The organism is Streptomyces sp. NRRL F-5755 (assembly GCF_001279365.1).
GTDB lineage: Bacteria > Actinomycetota > Actinomycetes > Streptomycetales > Streptomycetaceae > Streptomyces > Streptomyces rimosus.
Window position 1 is genome coordinate 17830 of the sequence record NZ_LGCW01000321.1, and the last position, 16231, is coordinate 34060.

15 protein-coding genes are annotated in these 16231 nt (G+C 73.1%); 7 read left to right on the plus strand and 8 right to left on the minus strand.

Going from position 1 to position 16231, the window contains the following annotated elements; translation table 11 throughout:
* The first annotated feature begins 118 nt into the window (after positions 1 to 118).
* Complete coding sequence (locus tag ADK86_RS38875) at positions 119 to 1354, plus strand: FAD-dependent monooxygenase (protein ID WP_053700879.1); 1236 nt, start codon at positions 119 to 121, stop codon at positions 1352 to 1354.
* 173 nt (positions 1355 to 1527) lie between these two features.
* Positions 1528 to 2382, plus strand: coding sequence for a formate dehydrogenase accessory sulfurtransferase FdhD (gene fdhD, locus ADK86_RS38880; RefSeq protein ID WP_053700880.1), 855 nt, complete (start codon positions 1528 to 1530; stop codon positions 2380 to 2382).
* A 23-nt stretch (positions 2383 to 2405) separates the two neighbouring features.
* Here the strand turns inward: fdhD and ADK86_RS38885 are convergent, their stop codons facing one another.
* Entirely contained in the window at positions 2406 to 2870 is a 465-nt protein-coding gene (locus ADK86_RS38885; protein ID WP_053700881.1) for a MarR family winged helix-turn-helix transcriptional regulator, read from the minus strand.
* A gap of 134 nt (positions 2871 to 3004) precedes the next feature.
* Here ADK86_RS38885 and ADK86_RS38890 point away from each other — a divergent pair, with 134 nt between their 5' ends.
* Together ADK86_RS38890 and ADK86_RS38895 are read left to right on the plus strand one after the other, a co-directional pair.
* Positions 3005 to 3946, plus strand: coding sequence for a quinone oxidoreductase family protein (locus ADK86_RS38890; protein WP_053700882.1), 942 nt, complete (start codon positions 3005 to 3007; stop codon positions 3944 to 3946).
* 316 nt (positions 3947 to 4262) lie between these two features.
* Entirely contained in the window at positions 4263 to 6185 is a 1923-nt protein-coding gene (locus ADK86_RS38895) for an exo-alpha-sialidase (protein ID WP_199834556.1), read from the plus strand.
* Between the two features lie 15 nt (positions 6186 to 6200).
* Here the strand turns inward: ADK86_RS38895 and ADK86_RS38900 are convergent, their stop codons facing one another.
* The 4 genes from ADK86_RS38900 to ADK86_RS38915 form a co-directional block, all read right to left on the minus strand.
* A complete protein-coding gene (locus tag ADK86_RS38900; RefSeq protein WP_053700883.1) occupies positions 6201 to 6863 on the minus strand; it encodes a hypothetical protein in 663 nt (220 codons plus the stop codon).
* Between the two features lie 18 nt (positions 6864 to 6881).
* On the minus strand, positions 6882 to 8021 hold the full coding sequence (locus ADK86_RS38905; protein WP_053700884.1) for a WXG100 family type VII secretion target: 1140 nt from the start codon (positions 8019 to 8021) through the stop codon (positions 6882 to 6884).
* The gene (locus tag ADK86_RS38910; protein WP_030370366.1) at positions 8018 to 8350 is read right to left on the minus strand and encodes a hypothetical protein; all 333 of its coding nucleotides are present in this window, start codon (positions 8348 to 8350) and stop codon (positions 8018 to 8020) included. Before ADK86_RS38910 ends, ADK86_RS38905 begins: the two co-directional genes overlap by 4 nt.
* Positions 8351 to 8752: 402 nt before the next feature.
* Positions 8753 to 9814 (minus strand): bile acid:sodium symporter family protein, encoded by a 1062-nt coding sequence (locus tag ADK86_RS38915; RefSeq protein ID WP_053700885.1) that lies wholly within the window; start codon positions 9812 to 9814, stop codon positions 8753 to 8755.
* Between the two features lie 172 nt (positions 9815 to 9986).
* Between ADK86_RS38915 and ADK86_RS38920 the strand changes: the two genes are divergently transcribed.
* On the plus strand, positions 9987 to 10874 hold the full coding sequence (locus tag ADK86_RS38920) for a LysR family transcriptional regulator (protein WP_053700886.1): 888 nt from the start codon (positions 9987 to 9989) through the stop codon (positions 10872 to 10874).
* Between the two features lie 55 nt (positions 10875 to 10929).
* Here ADK86_RS38920 and ADK86_RS38925 read toward each other — a convergent pair whose 3' ends face one another.
* Genes ADK86_RS38925 through ADK86_RS43590 form a run of 3 tightly spaced genes read right to left on the minus strand, consistent with a single transcriptional unit; the run spans position 10930 to position 12842 of the window.
* Positions 10930 to 11781 (minus strand): DUF3050 domain-containing protein, encoded by an 852-nt coding sequence (locus ADK86_RS38925; protein ID WP_078952557.1) that lies wholly within the window; start codon positions 11779 to 11781, stop codon positions 10930 to 10932.
* 33 nt (positions 11782 to 11814) lie between these two features.
* Complete coding sequence (locus ADK86_RS38930) at positions 11815 to 12675, minus strand: class I SAM-dependent methyltransferase (protein ID WP_053700887.1); 861 nt, start codon at positions 12673 to 12675, stop codon at positions 11815 to 11817.
* A gap of 20 nt (positions 12676 to 12695) precedes the next feature.
* Positions 12696 to 12842, minus strand: coding sequence for a hypothetical protein (locus ADK86_RS43590; protein WP_159394065.1), 147 nt, complete (start codon positions 12840 to 12842; stop codon positions 12696 to 12698).
* A gap of 323 nt (positions 12843 to 13165) precedes the next feature.
* Between ADK86_RS43590 and ADK86_RS38935 the strand changes: the two genes are divergently transcribed.
* Entirely contained in the window at positions 13166 to 14992 is a 1827-nt protein-coding gene (locus tag ADK86_RS38935; protein WP_234346325.1) for an AMP-dependent synthetase/ligase, read from the plus strand.
* Between the two features lie 138 nt (positions 14993 to 15130).
* Positions 15131 to 16144, plus strand: a complete 1014-nt coding sequence (locus ADK86_RS38940; protein ID WP_053700889.1) for a hypothetical protein — start codon at positions 15131 to 15133, stop codon at positions 16142 to 16144.
* Positions 16145 to 16231 lie beyond the last annotated feature (87 nt).

The window sequence follows — 16231 nt, forward strand, 5'->3', positions numbered from 1 at the left end:
GGCCGCGCCGCGCCCGGCCGTCCCCCCGGGCAGCGGCAACTCCTGCGAGAATGCGTTCGCTTGCACCACCTCGGACCACCGCGGACCGTTACGAGGCCGCGGGGAGGGCAGGGCACCCATGCACGGAGGAACGGTCGCCGTCGTGGGCGGGAGCATCGCCGGATGCGCCGCCGCACTCGCCGTACACCGGGGCGGCGCCACGGACATCACCGGCTACGAACGCGCCGCCGGCCGACTGGCGGACCGCGGCGCCGGCCTGGCCGTGCACAACGCCCGCTACGCGGAACTGGCGTCGGCCGGGTACATGGACGCGGACATGCCCTGGCTCCAGCTGTCCCGGCGCCGCTGGTACACCCGCGACGGCCACCGCCCGCTCGGCCGGCCGGTGGGCGAACTGCCCTTCCCGTTCCGCACCTACAACTGGGGCCCGCTCTGGCGCGAGCTGCGCGACCGGATGCCCGCGAGCGCCGTGTTCCGCGGGGACAGCCCGGTCCGTACGGTCGAGATGTCGGCCGACGGCGCCACGGTGCGCCTGGAGGACGGCAGCGCGCACCGCGCCGACCTGGTCGTGGGCGCGGACGGCTACCGCTCGGCGGTCCGGGGCGCCGCCTTCCCCGACGTACGGCCCGCGTACGCCGGTTATCTGGCCTTGCGCGGCACGTTCCCCGCCGAGCGGCTGACCGCGCTCGGCGGCCCGGCCGGCGCGTGGCCGGCCGAGGACTGCGTCTTCGTCGTCTTCCCCGGCGGCCACGCCGTCATCTACCGCATCCCGGACGGCTCCGGCGGCCACCGCGCCAACTGGGTGCTCTACACCGTCCCGCCCCCGGACCTCGGCCTCGGCCTGGACACCCCCACCAGCCTCCCGCCCGGCACCCTCGGCGAGGCGCTGCACGCCCACTTCGCGCAGGTCACCGGGGAACTCCTGCCGCCGTACTGGGGCGGCCTGCTCCAGCTGACCCGGCCGGAGGAGCTGTTCATCCAGCCGATGTACGACTTCACGGCGCCCCGTTATGCCGCGGGCCGCATACTGCTCACCGGCGACGCTGCCACGGTCGCCCGCCCGCACACCGGCAGCGGCGCGGTGAAGGCCCTCCAGGACGCCACCGCCCTGGAGGCCGCCTGCACCGCCGCGGACACCTGGTCCGAGGTGGCCGCCGCGTACGACGCGTCCCGCGGCCCCATCGGCACCTCGATGATGGAACTCGGCCGCCGCCTCGGCGACGCGCTCGTCCTGCGCGGCCCCGACTGGCGGACGGCGGGCCAGACGGACCTGGACGCGCTGTGGGCGGGGGCGGGCGCGGGGGAGTTCGGCGGGCGGGCCTTGTCGGAGGTGCGGGGAGCCGTACAGGGGTGACGGCCTGTCGGCGGCCGGTACGGGGGCCGGTACGACGGGTGCCGGTACGGCCGGCACAGCCACGCGCCCCCGGGCGCCGGGCACCCGCCCGTACGCGTACCGGACAATGGAACGGCCGAGGCCGGACCGCCACCACGGGCCGGCACACCAGGGACGGACAGGACTGATCAGACATGGGACGGGTCACCGAGCGACGCCGCGTCATCCGCATCCGCGACGGAGCCGTGAGCACGCGCCCGGACACCCTCGTCGGCGAGGAGCCGCTGGAGATCCGGCTCGGCGGCCGGCCGCTCGCCATCACGATGCGCACGCCGGGCGACGACTTCGCGCTGGCCGCGGGCTTCCTCGTGAGCGAGGGCGTGCTCGGCGGCGCCGGGGAGCTGGCGAACATCGTGTACTGCGCGGGCGCCACCGAGGACGGGTCGAACACGTACAACGTGGTGGACGTGCAGCTCGCGCCCGGTGTCCCCGTCCCGGACATCACGCTGGAGCGCAACGTCTACACGACGTCGTCCTGCGGACTGTGCGGCAAGGCCAGTCTGGACGCGGTCCGCACCTCCGCCCGCTGGCCCCTGGACCCGCCCGCCGACGCCCCCGCCCGCATCGAGCCCGCGACGCTGTCCGCGCTGCCCGGCCGGCTGCGGGCCGCGCAGCGCGTGTTCGACCGGACCGGCGGGCTGCACGCCGCCGCGCTCTTCGACGCGGACGGCGAACTCCTCGACGTACGCGAGGACGTGGGCCGCCACAACGCCGTCGACAAGGTCGTCGGCCGCGCCCTCCAGGACGGGCGGCTGCCGCTGCGCGACACCATCCTGATGGTCTCGGGCCGGGCCTCGTTCGAACTCGTCCAGAAGGCGGTCATGGCGGGCATCCCCACCCTCGCCGCGGTCTCCGCGCCGTCCTCCCTCGCCGTCGACCTGGCCGCCGAGAGCGGGCTGACGCTGGTGGGCTTCCTGCGGGGCTCGTCGATGAATGTCTACGCAGGGGCGGAGCGGCTGGCGCTGGGCGCGGGAGCGGGCAGGGCCTGAGCGCACCGGCCGGCGCGGGCCCGTCAGCCCGCGGCCGGCCCCGGTTTCTCCCCGGGATGCACGACCCGCGCCAGCAGCGCCATCAACTGCTCGCGTTCGGCGGGGGTCAGGTCCGCGGTCAGTTCGTCGTTGGCGCGGTCGCCCAGCTTTTCCGTGCGGCGCAGGGTGCGCTCCCCCGCGGCGGAGATCTCGATGGCGTTCTTGCGCCGGTCCCTGGGGTCGGGGGTGCGGGTCACCAGCCCGTCGGCCTGGAGGTCGTTGACGACCGCGACCATGTCCTTGGGGTCGATGCCCACGCTGCGGCCCAGTTCGGCCTGGGAGACCGGGCCCAGTTCGCCGACGGCCGACAGCACCGCGTGGTGCATCATCCGCATCCCCTCCTCGGCCAGCGCCTCGGCGACGAGCCGGTGGCCGCGGGCGGCGGCCCGGCCGAGCAGCCAGCTGGGGAGGGCGCGGATACGGGCGGGCGCGTACGGGGTCTCTGCCATGGCGCCAGCCTATCCGGAAAACCATTGGGCGCCCCAATGATTGCTGTTACCGTTGGGGCGTCCAACGGTTTCCCGGTGCGTCCGGGCGACCGCCCCTGCGCGCTTTGTGCCGCGCCCACTCCCCGGAGGTGCCCATGCGGCGAGTCCGCTTCCATTCCTACGGCGGTCCGGAGGTCCTGCGGGTGGAGGAGGCCGAGGTTCCCGAACCGGGCCCCGGTGAGCTGCTCGTACGTACCGAAGCCATCGGTGTGAGCCTGCCGTCCGTACGCCGCACACGCGGGGACGGCAACGGCGGCGGCGTACCGCTGCCCGCCGTCCTCGGCGGCGAGGTGGCCGGCGAGGTGACCGGGCTGGGCCCGGACGTCACCGGCTTCACGGTCGGCGAGCGGATCACCGGGCTCTCCTTCACCGGTTCGTACACCGACGTGGCCACCGTGCCGGCTGCGCTGGCCTCCCGGATTCCGGACGGTGCGTCGAGCGAGGACGCCGTCGCGCTGGTCCGCGGCGGCCAGGTCGCCCTCGCCGCGCTGGCCACCGCCGCCCCGGCCGGTACGGAATCGATGCTGATCACGGGCGCGGCCAGCGCCACCGGGCACCTTGCGGTGCAGCTCGCCAAGCTGCGGGGCGTGCCGCGGGTGGTGGCGGCCGTCGGCTCCGCCGCCAAGGCGGACTTCCTGTACGGGCTCGGCGCCGACGAGGTCGTGACGTACGAGGACTCGTCCTGGGGCGAGCCCGTCGACATCGTGCTCGACGGCGTCGGCGGGGACCTGCTGCCGCGTGCGGTGGCGGCCCTCGCGCCCGGCGGCCGGCTGGTGTTCTTCAACTCGGGCGGCGGCACGGTCCCGGCGTACGACCTCCTCGCGGGCTCGAAGACGATCACCGGGCTGACCATGGCGCGCTTCGCCGCCACCCGCCCGGAGCTGTACGAGCGGCACGGCGCCGAACTGTGGGAGCACTTCCTCGCGGGCCGGCTGCGGGCCGCCGTGCACGCCCGTGTTCCGCTGGCGGAGGCCGCGCGGGCGCACGAGATCATCGAGGGCCGCGGCAATCTGGGGAAGGTCATGCTGATCCCCTGAGCGACGGGCCGGGGCGCGACGGCGGCCTGCCCCATGGCCCGTACAAACATCCTCCGCGTCCTCCGGACGGGGGGAAATCCGGCCGGGTGCGAAGAACCGCCGCGCGTGGCTTGTGGCGGTGCCGGGAGCCCAGTAGCTTCCTGCGCACCGCGAGGAGGTAGGACGTCCTACGTACAGCGTCCATACGGGCGGGTGCGATACCGGGGTTCCGGGTGCCTCTCACCCGCGATCCCGGTATCCCGCCCGCCTCACCCTCCCCTCCCTCCTCCGACGCCCCGCCGATGCCCCGCCTACGCCTCGAAGGGCAGGTCGGATCATGACGTCACCGTTCCGTCTCCATGACAACCACCGCGGCAGACCCGCCGGCGGGTCCCGGCCGCGGCGCCGCGCGCTGGCCGCGCTCGCCGCCGTGACCACCATCCTTGTCCCGGCGGCCACCGCCCAGGCCGGCCCCACCACCGCCGCTCCGTCCACCGGCTTCGACCAGCAGGTGCTGTTCAAGGCGGCCCAGGAGCACGGCTACGCGTGCTTCCGCATCCCGGCCATCGTCCGGTCCGCCCACGGCACCCTGCTGGCGTTCGCCGAGGGCCGGGTACGCAACTGCGGCGACGCGGCCGACATAGACCTCGTACTGAAACGGTCCACCGACGGCGGCCGTACGTGGGGCCCCCTCCAGGTCGTCAACGAAGGCGGCGGCGACACGCACGGCAACCCGGCCCCCGTCGTCGACCGCGGGACCGGCCGCATCCTGCTCGCCGAGACCTACAACAAGGGCCGCACCGACGCCGGGAACTGCGACGTTCCCTGCGACCGCACCCCGCACCTCCAGTACAGCGACGACGACGGCGCCACCTGGTCGGCGCCGCGCGACCTGACCGCCGAACTCCGGCCCGCCGGATGGAACTCCTGGTACGCGACCGGCCCCGTGCACGGCATCCAGCTCACCCGCGGACGGCACGCCGGGCGGCTGGTCTTCACCGTCAACGCCGAGAGCTACGCGGGCGGCCGCATAACGGCCAACCACGCCGCGCTGATGCTCAGCGACGACGGCGGCGACACCTGGCGGGTGGGCGCCGTGGACAGCTACCCGACCGCCGCCGACGGCACATTCCGTCAGAAACCGTCCGAGATGAGCCTGCTGGAACGCTCCGACGGCTCGGTGTACGTCAACGGGCGCGAGCAGGACGGTACCGATCTCGGCCACCGCACGGCGGCCGTCAGCCGCGACGGCGGCGCCTCCTTCGCCCACCCCTTCCGCACCCTGCCCGACCTGTACACGCCGATGGTGCAGGGCTCCGTACTGCGGCTGCCCGCCCGCACCCTGATCGCCGCGCCCGCCGACCCCGACCGCCGCCGCACGATGACCGTCCGCTCCTCGTACGACGAGGGCCGCACCTGGGAAGGCGTGGACCGGGGCGCCCGGATCACCACCGACTGGTCCGGCTACTCGGACCTGGTGGCCGTCTCCCCCGGCCTGACCGGGCTGCTCTACGAGGGCGGGGCGGCCGACGCCCGCGACGAGATCCGCTTCGCCCGCTTCACCGACGCCTGGCTCGGCCCCCGCCGGGGCCCCGACCCGACGACCCCGGACCACGGGCGGCACGCCCGGCCCGCGCTCGTGCTGGGCGGTGCCCGCCCGGTACCGGGCCGCTTCGGGGACGCGCTCTCCTTCGACGGCCGGGACGACGCCGTACGGCTGCCCTTCCGCCGCTCGCTCCCCCTGGGCAGCGGGGACTTCACGTGCAGCCTCTGGTTCCGCTACCGCGCCACGTCCGGCGAGCAGCCGTTCCTGTGGATGGGCGGGGTGGGCAGCCGCAGCCCGCAGGTGGCCCTGCGCGGCGACCCGGCCCGCGGCCGGATCAGCGCCTCCATCACCGCGCTCGACGGCGCCCGGCCCGCCGCCACCGCCGAGGCCGCCACCACCGCCGCGTACAACGACGGCCGGTGGCACCACCTGTCCCTGCGGCGCACCGGCGGCCGGCTGACCCTCGCCGTCGACGGCGCCGAGACCCGTACGGTCCCCGACGTCCCCGGCTCCGTGAGCCGCAACTCCGTCTTCGGCGTGCACGCGGGCCAGAAGGTGGACAGCCGCGCTCACCTGACCGGCGATCTGGACGAAGTACGCGTCTACGGGCGGGCACTGAGCGACGGCGAACTGGCCCGGGTCCGCGAGGAGAACGGACGCGTCAGGGGGCCCGTCGTGCTGAACCTGCCCTTGGACGACGTGGACGACGAGTAGGCACGAGGCCGATGGTCAGCGCCTTCCGTAGAAGGCGTTGACCAGCGACTCCATGCTCTTCTGGAAGGAGCAGCAGAGCGCGATCCACGACCCGTCCACGAAGACCAGGTCGAACCGGCCGCGGGGCAGCGTCGTGCGCGGCCGGGGCCGCAGTTCGGCGATGTCCTGGCGCGGGACTTCCACGGCGAGGGCCAGTTCGGGGTCGCGGGCCCGCCACCCGGTGGCGTGGTCGGTGACCACGAACAGCCGGCGGTCGGTGATCGCCTGGTGCCGGGGCTCGCCGCCCGCATTGGTGACCTGCACGTGGAAGCGCCCGGCCATGCTGGTCCAGCTGCCTTCCATGGGCTTGCCGTACATCATGCGCTCGGCCGCGTCGTCGATGGCGTCCTCGATGTTCTCCGGGGCCTCGCTGATCCCCTCCGCGACGTTGCCCACGGCGCGGGTCAGCCGGTTGTTGGTGAACCGGTTGTCGGTGACCGCGCCGATGGGCCGCGATGCCTTGCCCAGAACATTGCCCAGCACGCCCCGGATCCGCTTCTCCAGCGCCGACTGCTTGGGCGGCAGCCGCAGGTGGGCGGGGACCAGCGGCAGGGACGGGTACACCTCGTACTGCTCGCTCTGCAGCAGCACCTCGCCGGGCTGGAGGAACTGCCGGCACGGGGTCTCGTGGTCGATCACGCGGCCATTCTCCTTGCCTCAGCCGAAGGGATTGTCGGGATCGCGCGGCTGCTGGGCCGCCGCCGGGCGGGACATCAGGCGGATGTCCTGGTCGGCGGCCGGTTTCTGGTAGCGGCCGAGCGGGTCCGGGTTGGCGGGGGCCGGGTCGGTGGGGACCCCGGTCTTCGACGGCGGGCTCAGCGGCCCGCTGACGGCGGGCCCGCCGGCCGTCCTTCCCCCGGAGGGCGACGGATCGAAGTCCGACGCCGGCGGCAGGTGGACATCGCCGTGCCGCTGCGCGCCGCCGGCCTTGGCGCCCCCATCGTCACTGCCATCGAGCATGTGGTCGAGCTTTTCGGCTCCTGCCTGGACAATGGGCGAAAGGGCCTGCGTCGGATCGCCCGAGAATCCCAGTCCCCCCATGCCGAGGCCGACGGCGCCCTTCATCGGCACCTTGATCGCCTTCAGCGCCTTCTTCGCGGCGATCCCCTTCAGGAACTTCTCGGCCTCGACCGGGTCCTTGATGTGCTTCCAGGTCCAGGGCTTGAGCTTCTTGACCTTCGACATCTTCTTGGCCTTCTTCAGCAACTTGATGATGTTGACGAAGGCCCGCAGTTCGGTGGCCAGTTCCTCCAGCACCCGGGCGATACGGGTGGAGACGATCCCGGCCTGGGCCACGGCGGTGGCGGCGGCCGCCGCGGCCGAGGCGCCGACCGTGATGATCGAGGTGGCCAGCGCCACGGCCAGCTCGATGATCGCCCACTCGATCAGCTCGCGGATCAGCGTCTCCACGACCTGCTCGGCCAGCTTGGCCCGGGAACCGGCCTGTTCCAGGACGTCCGCGACCGCGTCCATGTCGGCGGCTTCCTGCTCCAGGGCCGCTTCCATTTCGGCGAGGTGCCCCTGGAACGCGTCGGCCGCGTCGCCGGTCCACTCGTGGGCGAGGTCCGCGCGGTCCCGGCGCTGGTCGGCGATCAGATCGCGCAGGTCGCCGGCCTGTTCGCGCCACAGCTTGGCGGCTTCCTGAAGGCCCTCGTCGTCACCGGTGACGGCTTCCAGGTGCTCGGCGAGCGGTTCGACGAGCGGACGCATGATGGCGTCCACCGCCGAGTCGAACCCGCTCATCCAGTCGTTGACCTTGTTGTAGGCGCTCACCGCGCCCGTCGCCACGCCGCTCATCGGGCGCCCCCGGACCCGCCCTGGACGTGCTGCATCGTGCGCACGGTCTCGTCCTCGTCGGACTGGTACGCCCGTGCCGTCTCGGTGACGCCCTCGCCGACCTTCTCCTCCAGCGTCGCCGCCTTCTCCAGGATGTCCAGGCAGTCCTCGCTCTGCTCCGAGTAGGCGCTGTACAGTTCGTCGGCCTCCGGGAGTTTCCCGAATGCCTGCTGGTTCAGCGAGTGCGAGGCGAGCTTGCTGCGTATCGCCCGCAGCTTTTCCGCGCGCTGGTCAGAACTTTTGGCGAACTTGTGCAGAGCTTCTTGAGCAGCGGTGAATTGCTCGGGCACAGATCTCCCCCGATCCGTTGTCATGGTGCGGTCAGGCGCGCCGGGGCGCCGCAAAGACCCGGACCACAGTACGGCGTCACCGGCGGCGGGCAGGACGGGGGTGTTGGGGCCCTTGTGCAGATATGTGGGGTCAAGAGGCGGCGCGGGGCGTGGAGTTACCGACCGCGCTTTGCTGGTTATTGGTCAGCCCTAATAATTCTCTTGACCATTATTTGGGGTTGATGTGCGAGCCCGGGAACGGCGTAGCGCACCTAACGGGACACCCCGGGAAATTGCCGCAAAAGCCGGGTCACCGTTCCGGAGCCCGCGGCGCGTCCGTGATGACGGAAGGCGAAAGGCCGGGATTCCTCAAGGGCCACGGGCCGTTCGAGGGCGACGGTTCATACGACACGCCGCGCGGCCTCACCGCCCCGACGCCCCCACCACCTCGGCCCTCTCCCCGCGCCGCGCCTGCCCCGTACCGGTCGCCGCTGCGGTCTCCGCCTCTTCCGGCGCCCGTGCCGCGTACCGCTTCGCCAGCACCGCGCACACCATCAGCTGCATCTGGTGGAACAGCATCAGGGGCAGGACGGCCAGTCCGGCTCCGCCGCCGAACAGGACGGTGGCCATGGGGAGTCCGGCGGCCAGGCTCTTCTTCGAGCCGGCGAAGGTGACGGCTATGCGGTCGCCGCGGGGGAAGCCGGCCTTCTTCGAGCCGTACGAGGTGATGGTCAGCATCAGGGCCAGCAGGACGGCCTCGACGCCCAGCAGGCTCAGCAGTTGCCACGGGGAGACCTGGCGCCAGATGCCCTCGACCATGCCCGTGCTGAAGGCGCTGTAGACGACGAAGAGGATGGAGCCGCGGTCGACGAAGCCGAGGATCTTCTTGTGCCGGGTGAGGAAGCCGCCGATCCAGCGGCGCAGCAGTTGTCCGGCGAGGAAGGGCACGAGCAGTTGGAAGACGATCGAGACCAGGGAGCGGGCCGAGAAGCCGCCGCCGTCGCCGCCCAGGAGGAGGGCCGCCAGCAGCGGGGTCAGCACGATGCCGACCAGGCTGGAGAAGGAGCCCGCGCAGATCGCCGCCGCGACGTTGCCGCGCGCTATGGAGGTGAAGGCGATCGAGGACTGGACGGTGGAGGGGACCAGGCACAGGAAGAGCAGGCCGGTGTAGAGGGGCTGCGTCAGGACGTACGGGACCAGGCCGCGGGCGGCCAGGCCCAGCAGCGGGAAGATCACGAACGTACAGGCCAGGACCGTCAGGTGCAGCCGCCAGCTGCGCATCCCGGCGAGCGCCTCGCGGGTGGAGAGCCGGGCGCCGTAGAGGAAGAAGAGCAGCGCGACCGCGCCGGTGGACGCGTTGTCGGCGACGGTGGCGGCCGTGCCGCGGGCGGGCAGCAGCGCCGCGAGGCCGACGGTGCCGACGAGGGCCAGGATGAATCCGTCCACGGGGAGCCAGGAGGGGTTTCTGAGCTGAGGGCGGCGCATGGTCTCTCTTCGACGGTTGGTGTGGGTGGGGTGATCGGTGCAGGTGAGGTGGTCGGGAGGCGTGGTGTGGACGGTGCCCTCTCCAGCCTGCCTGGCGCCGCGGCCATCGGGAACCCCTCTTACCGTGGTGACTGCTATCACGGATCGCGATGACCGCCGGTAGGCTGGGAGCATGTTCGATCCGGTGCAGTTGCGTACGTTCCTCGCGGTGGCCCAGACGCTGAGCTTTACGCAGGCCGCGCACCGGCTCGGCCTGCGGCAGTCCACCGTCAGCCAGCACGTGCGCAAGCTGGAGGCCGCGGCCGGGCGGCGGCTGTTCTCCCGGGACACCCACGCCGTGGACCTCACCGAGGACGGCGAGGCGATGCTCGGCTTCGCGCGCACGATCCTGGAGGCCAACGAGCGGGCCGCGGGTTTCTTCACCGGGACACGGCTGCGCGGCCGGCTGCGGTTCGGGGCCTCGGAGGACTTCGTGCTGACCCGGATGCCGGAGGTGCTGGAGGAGTTCCGGCGCGACCACCCCGAAGTGGATCTGGAGCTGACGGTCGAGCTGTCGGGGACGCTGCACGAACTCCTGGCCGCCGGCCGTCTCGACCTCGTCCTGGCCAAGCGCCGCCCCGGTCCCGCGCGCGGCCGCCCGGAGGCACCGACCGGCCGGCTCGTCTGGCGCGACCGCCTCGTGTGGGTCGGCACCGACCGGCTGCGGCTGGACGCGCGGCGGCCGGTCCCGCTGGTGGTGTTCCCGCCGCCCGCGGTGACCCGGGCCTGCGCGCTGGAGGCCCTGGAGCGGCAGGGCCGCGACTGGCGCATCGCCTGTACGAGCGGCAGCCTGAACGGCCTGATCGCGGCCACCCGGGCCGGGCTCGGCGTGATGGCGCACAGCCTCGGCATGATCCCGCCCGGCCTGGTCCGGGTGCCGTCCCGGGCCGGACTGCCGGACCTCGGCGGGGTCGACTTCGTCCTGCTGTACGGCGACGAGCGGGAGGGCGCGGCCAGGGGCCCCGCGGAGGCACTGGCCGAAGCGATACTGGCGGGCGGGGACCGGTTGCAGCTGCCGTAGGCGGCGCCGTGAGTCCGGAACCGTCACCTCTGCACCAGAAGCGGACCCCCGCCTCTCACCTCCACGCCAACGAGCACGACGCCGCGTCCCACAGCGCCTGCCGGGCGCGCAGCGACTCGATCACCGCCTCCGCGGCCTGCGCCCACTTCTCCCGGTCGTTGCCGCAGATCTCGACGAGCATCCGCAGGGCCATCGGCGCCTGCGGGTCCGCCTCGCCCCCGAGGTGCCGGGCCAGGTACTCCCGGAAGGTCGCCAGCCGTTCCTGGACGCCCTTGATGGCGGCGACCTGCCGGACCGTGCCGGGCATCAGGTCCGCGCGGCCGAACGCGAACACGGCGGCCCGGCTGTGCAGCGGCGCGTGGGCTACGACGTCCCAGGTGGCGGCGGTGAAGTCGGCGGCGCCCGGGGGCACGTCGGCGTACTTCAGCGCCTTGGCAACCGTGCTGCCGTCGAGCAGCAGCGCCACGAACGACTCGACCGGGACCGTGTCGGCCCCGGTCCGGCGCATGCCGTCCACATACAGCTCGAAGCGGCTCCGGTAGCCGTCACCGACCGCGTCGCTCTCCTCGGCCAGGACGATCTCGTTGATCAGCCGGCGGCCGACGGCGGGCCCTCGCGGCACCCACGGCACCTCGGTGCAGGTGAGCTCGCGCTGCAGGCTCTTGAGCAGCGCCATGAAGCCCCACACCGCGAAGACATGGTGTTCCTGGAAGGCCGTGACCCGGCCGAGGCTGGTCAGTTCGCCGTGTACGCGGTGTTTCGCGACGTGGTCGCGGGCCGGGCCCACCCGGCGCAGCAGGGCGCTCAGTCCGGGGTGGGCGGGGCCGTCGGGCCGCGGGCGGTCGTCGGTCCGGTGCTGGTGGCGCTGATCGGGACGGTGGTCGGTGCGGTGGCGGTGGCTGGTCATCGTCGGCTCCATCGGTGATCGGACCGTCGGCGGTCAGGCGGGCGCGCCCGGCGCGGTGGCGCGCAGCGTGAACAGCAGTGGGCACTCCCCCTCGATACGGGCGGGCAGCCAGTACCTGCCGTCCGCCCGCCGCTCCAGATACGGCAGCATCGGGAACCAGGCGGAGGGGTACTCGTGCAGGAACTCCGGCCGCAGCCCCGCCCTGATCACGCTGGTCACGATCTCGCCGAGGGAGTGCGCCCAGGTGTATCCGGCGATCGCCCCGGATCCGGGCCCGGCGTACGAGCCGTCGAGGTCGTGGGTGACGGGTTCGGTGCGGTGGAAGTACGGATGGCGCAGCCGGGGCCCGTCCGCGTCCTCGTCGAAGTCGAGTACGTGCACCATCGGGTGGTACTCGGCGACATAGAGCACCCCGCCCGGCGCCAGGTAGCGGGCCGCGGCGCGCGCCCACCGGCCGATGTCCGGCAGCCAGATGAGGGAGCCGAACGAGACGTAGACGATGTCGAAGGCGTGGTCGAAGCGGGGCGGCAGGTCGTAGAGCTGCGCGCAGACGAACTCGGCGGCGAGGCCGGCCTTCGCGGCGATGGCGTTGGCCTGCCCGACGGCGGACGGCGAGAAGTCGACGCCGGTGACGTGCGCGCCGCGGCGCGCCCAGCTCAGCGTGTCGAGCCCGAAATGGCACTGGAGGTGCAGCAGCGAACGGCCCGCCACCGGGCCCAGTTCCCCGGGCTCGAAGGACTGGAGGCTCTCGCGCCCGGCGAGGAAGCCCCGCACGTCGTCGTGGTCGCTGCGGACGTGGACCTCGGTCCAGGTGTCCCACAGGGCGCGGTTGGACTCGGTCCAGCGGGCGTGGTCGGCGGCGTCCGCCGCGTACGGCTCTCGGGTGGTACGCATTCGGTGGAAGTCCTCCCGGCTCAGGCGGCCGTGGCCGGGAAGCGGGCGGCGGACGGGATACGGCCGCGCGGCGGCGTGCGGTGGCCCCGATGCGCAGGGCGGGCGCGCCAGGTTGCGTAGGCGGCGCGCGCCCGGACCGGACGCCGCCGCGCCGATGGCTGGGTCATGTCTCCTTCTCCCCCCGTGGGCCGGTGATGCCTGGGATACGGAGCCGGAGGCGGACGCGTTCACCCCTGTTTGCGGCCGGTCGCCGACCCGCCCGAGACTTCCAAGATGCGTCGGGGAAAGATTTGGTGCAGATCCGGTTCCGGCGCCGTGATCGTCCGGCTCCCACCGCCCCGCCGATGTCCGGGCTTCTCCGGAGTAGCCCGTTTTCGGCGCATGACCAGCGACTATGCCATCCGTCCGCCGGGCAGGACGCCCCTCCCGCGGGCCGTCCTGTTGGGGTACGGTCTCGGCCCTGTGTGAAGCACCACGAGGAGCTGGGTCATTGCGCGAGTTCACCGTCCCGCCTTTGGCGACGGCGCCCCGCGTCGGCGGGTTGGCGGACGCCGTCTTCGACCATGCCGACTCCGATCCCGGCCGCGTGGCGCTGGCCCGCAAGGACGCCGCCGGGCAGTGGCGGGACGTGACCTCGGCCGCGTTCCGCGACGAGGTGCTGGCCCTGGCCAAGGGGCTGCTCGCGCACGGCGTCCGCTTCGGCGACCGGGTGGGGATCATGTCCCGTACCCGCTACGAGTGGACGCTGTTCGACTTCGCCCTGTGGTCCGTGGGCGCCCAGCCCGTACCGCTGTACCCCACCTCGTCCGCCGAGCAGGTCTACTGGATGCTGCACGACGCGGGGGTCACGGCCTGCATGGTCGAGCACGAGGACCACGCGATGACCATCGGCTCGGTCATCGACCGGCTGCCGCAGCTGCGCCGGCTGTGGCAGCTGGACGCCGACCCGGTGGCCGAGCTGACGGCGGCGGGCGCGCACCTGGAGGACGACGTGGTGCACCGCCACCGCATGGCCGTCACCCCGGACGCGACCGCCACGGTCATCTACACCTCCGGCACCACCGGCCGCCCCAAGGGCTGCGTGATCAGCCACGCCAACTTCATGGCCGAGGCCGACAACGTCGTCCAGCGCTACGAGACGGTCTTCCACTCCAAGCCCGGTGACGAGGCGTCCACCCTGCTGTTCCTGCCGCTCGCCCATGTCTTCGGGCGGATGGTGCAGGTCGCGGCGATCCGCGGCCGGGTCAAGCTCGGCCACCAGCCCGAGCTGTCCGCCGCCGCCCTGCTCCCCGACCTCCAGTCGTTCCGGCCGAGCTTCGTCCTCGCCGTGCCGTACATCTTCGAGAAGGTCTTCGCGGCGGCCCGGCGCAAGGCCGAGGCGGAGGGCAGGCTCGGCCCGTTCGAGAAGGCCGTCGAGGTGGCGGTCCGCTACGCGGAGGCGCTGGAGCACAAGGCGTTCGGCACCGCGTCCGGGCCCGGCGCCCCGCTGCGCATGCAGCACCAGCTGTTCGACAAGCTGGTCTACGGCAAGGTGCGGGAGGCGCTGGGCGGCCGGGTGCGGCACGCCATGTCGGGCGGCTCCGCGATGGAGCGCCGGCTCGGGCTGTTCTTCGCGGGCGCCGGCGTGACGATCTACGAGGGGTACGGCCTGACGGAGTCCACCGCCGCCGCCACCGCCAACCCGCCCGAGCGCACCCGCTTCGGCACGGTCGGCTCGCCCGTGCCCGGCACGACCGTGCACATCGCCGAGGACGGCGAGATCTGGCTGCACGGCGGCCAGATCTTCCAGGGCTATCTGAACAACCCCCGGGCCACCGACGCCGTGCTGCACGACGGCTGGCTGGCCACCGGCGACCTCGGCGCACTCGACGAGGACGGCTATCTGACGATCACCGGCCGGAAGAAGGAGATCCTGGTCACCTCCGGGGGCAAGACGCTCTCCCCGGTCGTCCTGGAGGAGCGGGTGCGGGCCCATCCCCTGGTCGCCCAGTGCATCGTCGTCGGCAACGACCGCCCGTACGTGGCCGCGCTGGTGACGCTGGACCCCGAGGCGGTCGCGCACTGGCTCGCGATGCGCGGCAAGCCGGAGCTGCCGCCGACGGACCTGGTGCACGACCCGGACCTGGAGACCGAGATCCGCCGGGCCGTCGTCGCCGCCAACACGCTGGTCTCGCAGGCCGAGTCGATCCGTACGTTCCGGATACTGGCGCACCAGTTCAGCGAGGAGCACGGCCTGCTGACGCCCTCGCTCAAGCTGAAGCGCAAGGCCATCGAGGCGGCGTACGCGACGGAGGTGGACGCGCTGTACCGGACGTGAGGGGCGGGCCCCGGGTGCCTCCCCCGTACGTACCCGTGGCGCTCGTACCTGCGCGGATGCCGCCTCCCCCGTACGGCGGAAGCGGTTCATCCCCCGGCCCGAGGCGCCGTACGCGGGCCGCCGGGAGGCTCGGGTCCCATGAACACCGATCAGCGCACGGACCGCCAGGGCCTCCTGGGCCGCGTCGCCGTCGCGGCCTGCGCCCCGTACCTCCTCCTGAAACTGCTGTGGATTCTGGGCCATGACATCGGCATCGTGGACCTGGGCAGGGCCGGCCGGGGCACCTGGATCGCGGCCAACGTCGTCACCTTCCTCATGGACGCCGTCGCCGCCGCCGTCGCGTACACGCTCACCCGCCCGTCCGGCCTGCGCGCTCCCGCGTGGCTGCTCGCGCTGCCGCTGTGGATGGCGTCCGGGCTGCTCACACCGCTGATGCTCACCGTGCCCACCGGCTCGGCCGTCGCCGCCCTCACCGGCGCGGCGAACCCGATGATGTCCGGTACCTTCCTCCAGCCGTGGGTCTACTTCGTCGTCTACGGCGCCTTCATCGTCGAGGGCATCACCCTGATGGGGGCGTTCTCGGTGTACGCGCACCGGCGCTGGGGCGCGCTGCTGCGCCGGCGGCTGGGGTCCGTACCCGCTCCGGCCCCTGGTGTACGGGCCGCGCGGCGGCTGCTCGGCGTCCCCGCGGCGCTGCTGCTCGCCATACTCGGCGTCATCGACGTGCTGTGGGGCCTCGGCATGCCGACGGGAGCCGGAGCCGGGGCCCTGCCCGCGCGGACCGCCGTCACGGCCACGTCCGGTGTCGTCCAGGGACTGCTGGTGCTGGCCGGCGCGGCCGGGCTGGGGGCTCTCCTCTTCCCCGGCCGGGGCGCCTGGCGTCAGCTGCGTACGCGGGTGCCGCTCGCGCTGGCCTGGCTGGGCTCGGCGACGGTGTTCGCGTGGGGCGGCACGCTGTGGCTCTCGTGGACCGCGGCCGACGCCCTGACCGGCGGGAGCACGTCCCCGGCCCGCGGCCTGCCCGGTCTGGTGGGGGCGCTGGAGCTGATCGCCGGTCTGGTGGTGCTCTGCCTCGGCACGCTCACCCTGGCGGCGGAGACGGCGCCGGACCGCCCGGTGCGCCCGGAGCGTCCGGTGGCGCACATACCGTAACTTTTCGACCTTCACTTGAGGTGCGCGGGAATGCACCGTGCCGGATGATCGTTGACGTTGGAGAACATGCACGTCGACCTAAGGATC

Excerpts from the sequence above, each read along its gene's own strand:
- ADK86_RS38875 (WP_053700879.1), top strand. The coding sequence starts at position 119 with ATGCACGGAGGAACGGTCGCCGTCGTGGGCGGGAGCATCGCCGGATGC.
- fdhD (WP_053700880.1), top strand. The coding sequence starts at position 1,528 with ATGGGACGGGTCACCGAGCGACGCCGCGTCATCCGCATCCGCGACGGA.
- ADK86_RS38885 (WP_053700881.1), bottom strand. The coding sequence starts at position 2,870 with ATGGCAGAGACCCCGTACGCGCCCGCCCGTATCCGCGCCCTCCCCAGC.
- ADK86_RS38890 (WP_053700882.1), top strand. The coding sequence starts at position 3,005 with ATGCGGCGAGTCCGCTTCCATTCCTACGGCGGTCCGGAGGTCCTGCGG.
- ADK86_RS38895 (WP_199834556.1), top strand. The coding sequence starts at position 4,263 with ATGACGTCACCGTTCCGTCTCCATGACAACCACCGCGGCAGACCCGCC.
- ADK86_RS38905 (WP_053700884.1), bottom strand. The coding sequence starts at position 8,021 with ATGAGCGGCGTGGCGACGGGCGCGGTGAGCGCCTACAACAAGGTCAAC.
- ADK86_RS38915 (WP_053700885.1), bottom strand. The coding sequence starts at position 9,814 with ATGCGCCGCCCTCAGCTCAGAAACCCCTCCTGGCTCCCCGTGGACGGA.
- ADK86_RS38920 (WP_053700886.1), top strand. The coding sequence starts at position 9,987 with ATGTTCGATCCGGTGCAGTTGCGTACGTTCCTCGCGGTGGCCCAGACG.
- ADK86_RS38925 (WP_078952557.1), bottom strand. The coding sequence starts at position 11,781 with ATGACCAGCCACCGCCACCGCACCGACCACCGTCCCGATCAGCGCCAC.
- ADK86_RS38930 (WP_053700887.1), bottom strand. The coding sequence starts at position 12,675 with ATGCGTACCACCCGAGAGCCGTACGCGGCGGACGCCGCCGACCACGCC.
- ADK86_RS43590 (WP_159394065.1), bottom strand. The coding sequence starts at position 12,842 with ATGACCCAGCCATCGGCGCGGCGGCGTCCGGTCCGGGCGCGCGCCGCC.
- ADK86_RS38940 (WP_053700889.1), top strand. The coding sequence starts at position 15,131 with ATGAACACCGATCAGCGCACGGACCGCCAGGGCCTCCTGGGCCGCGTC.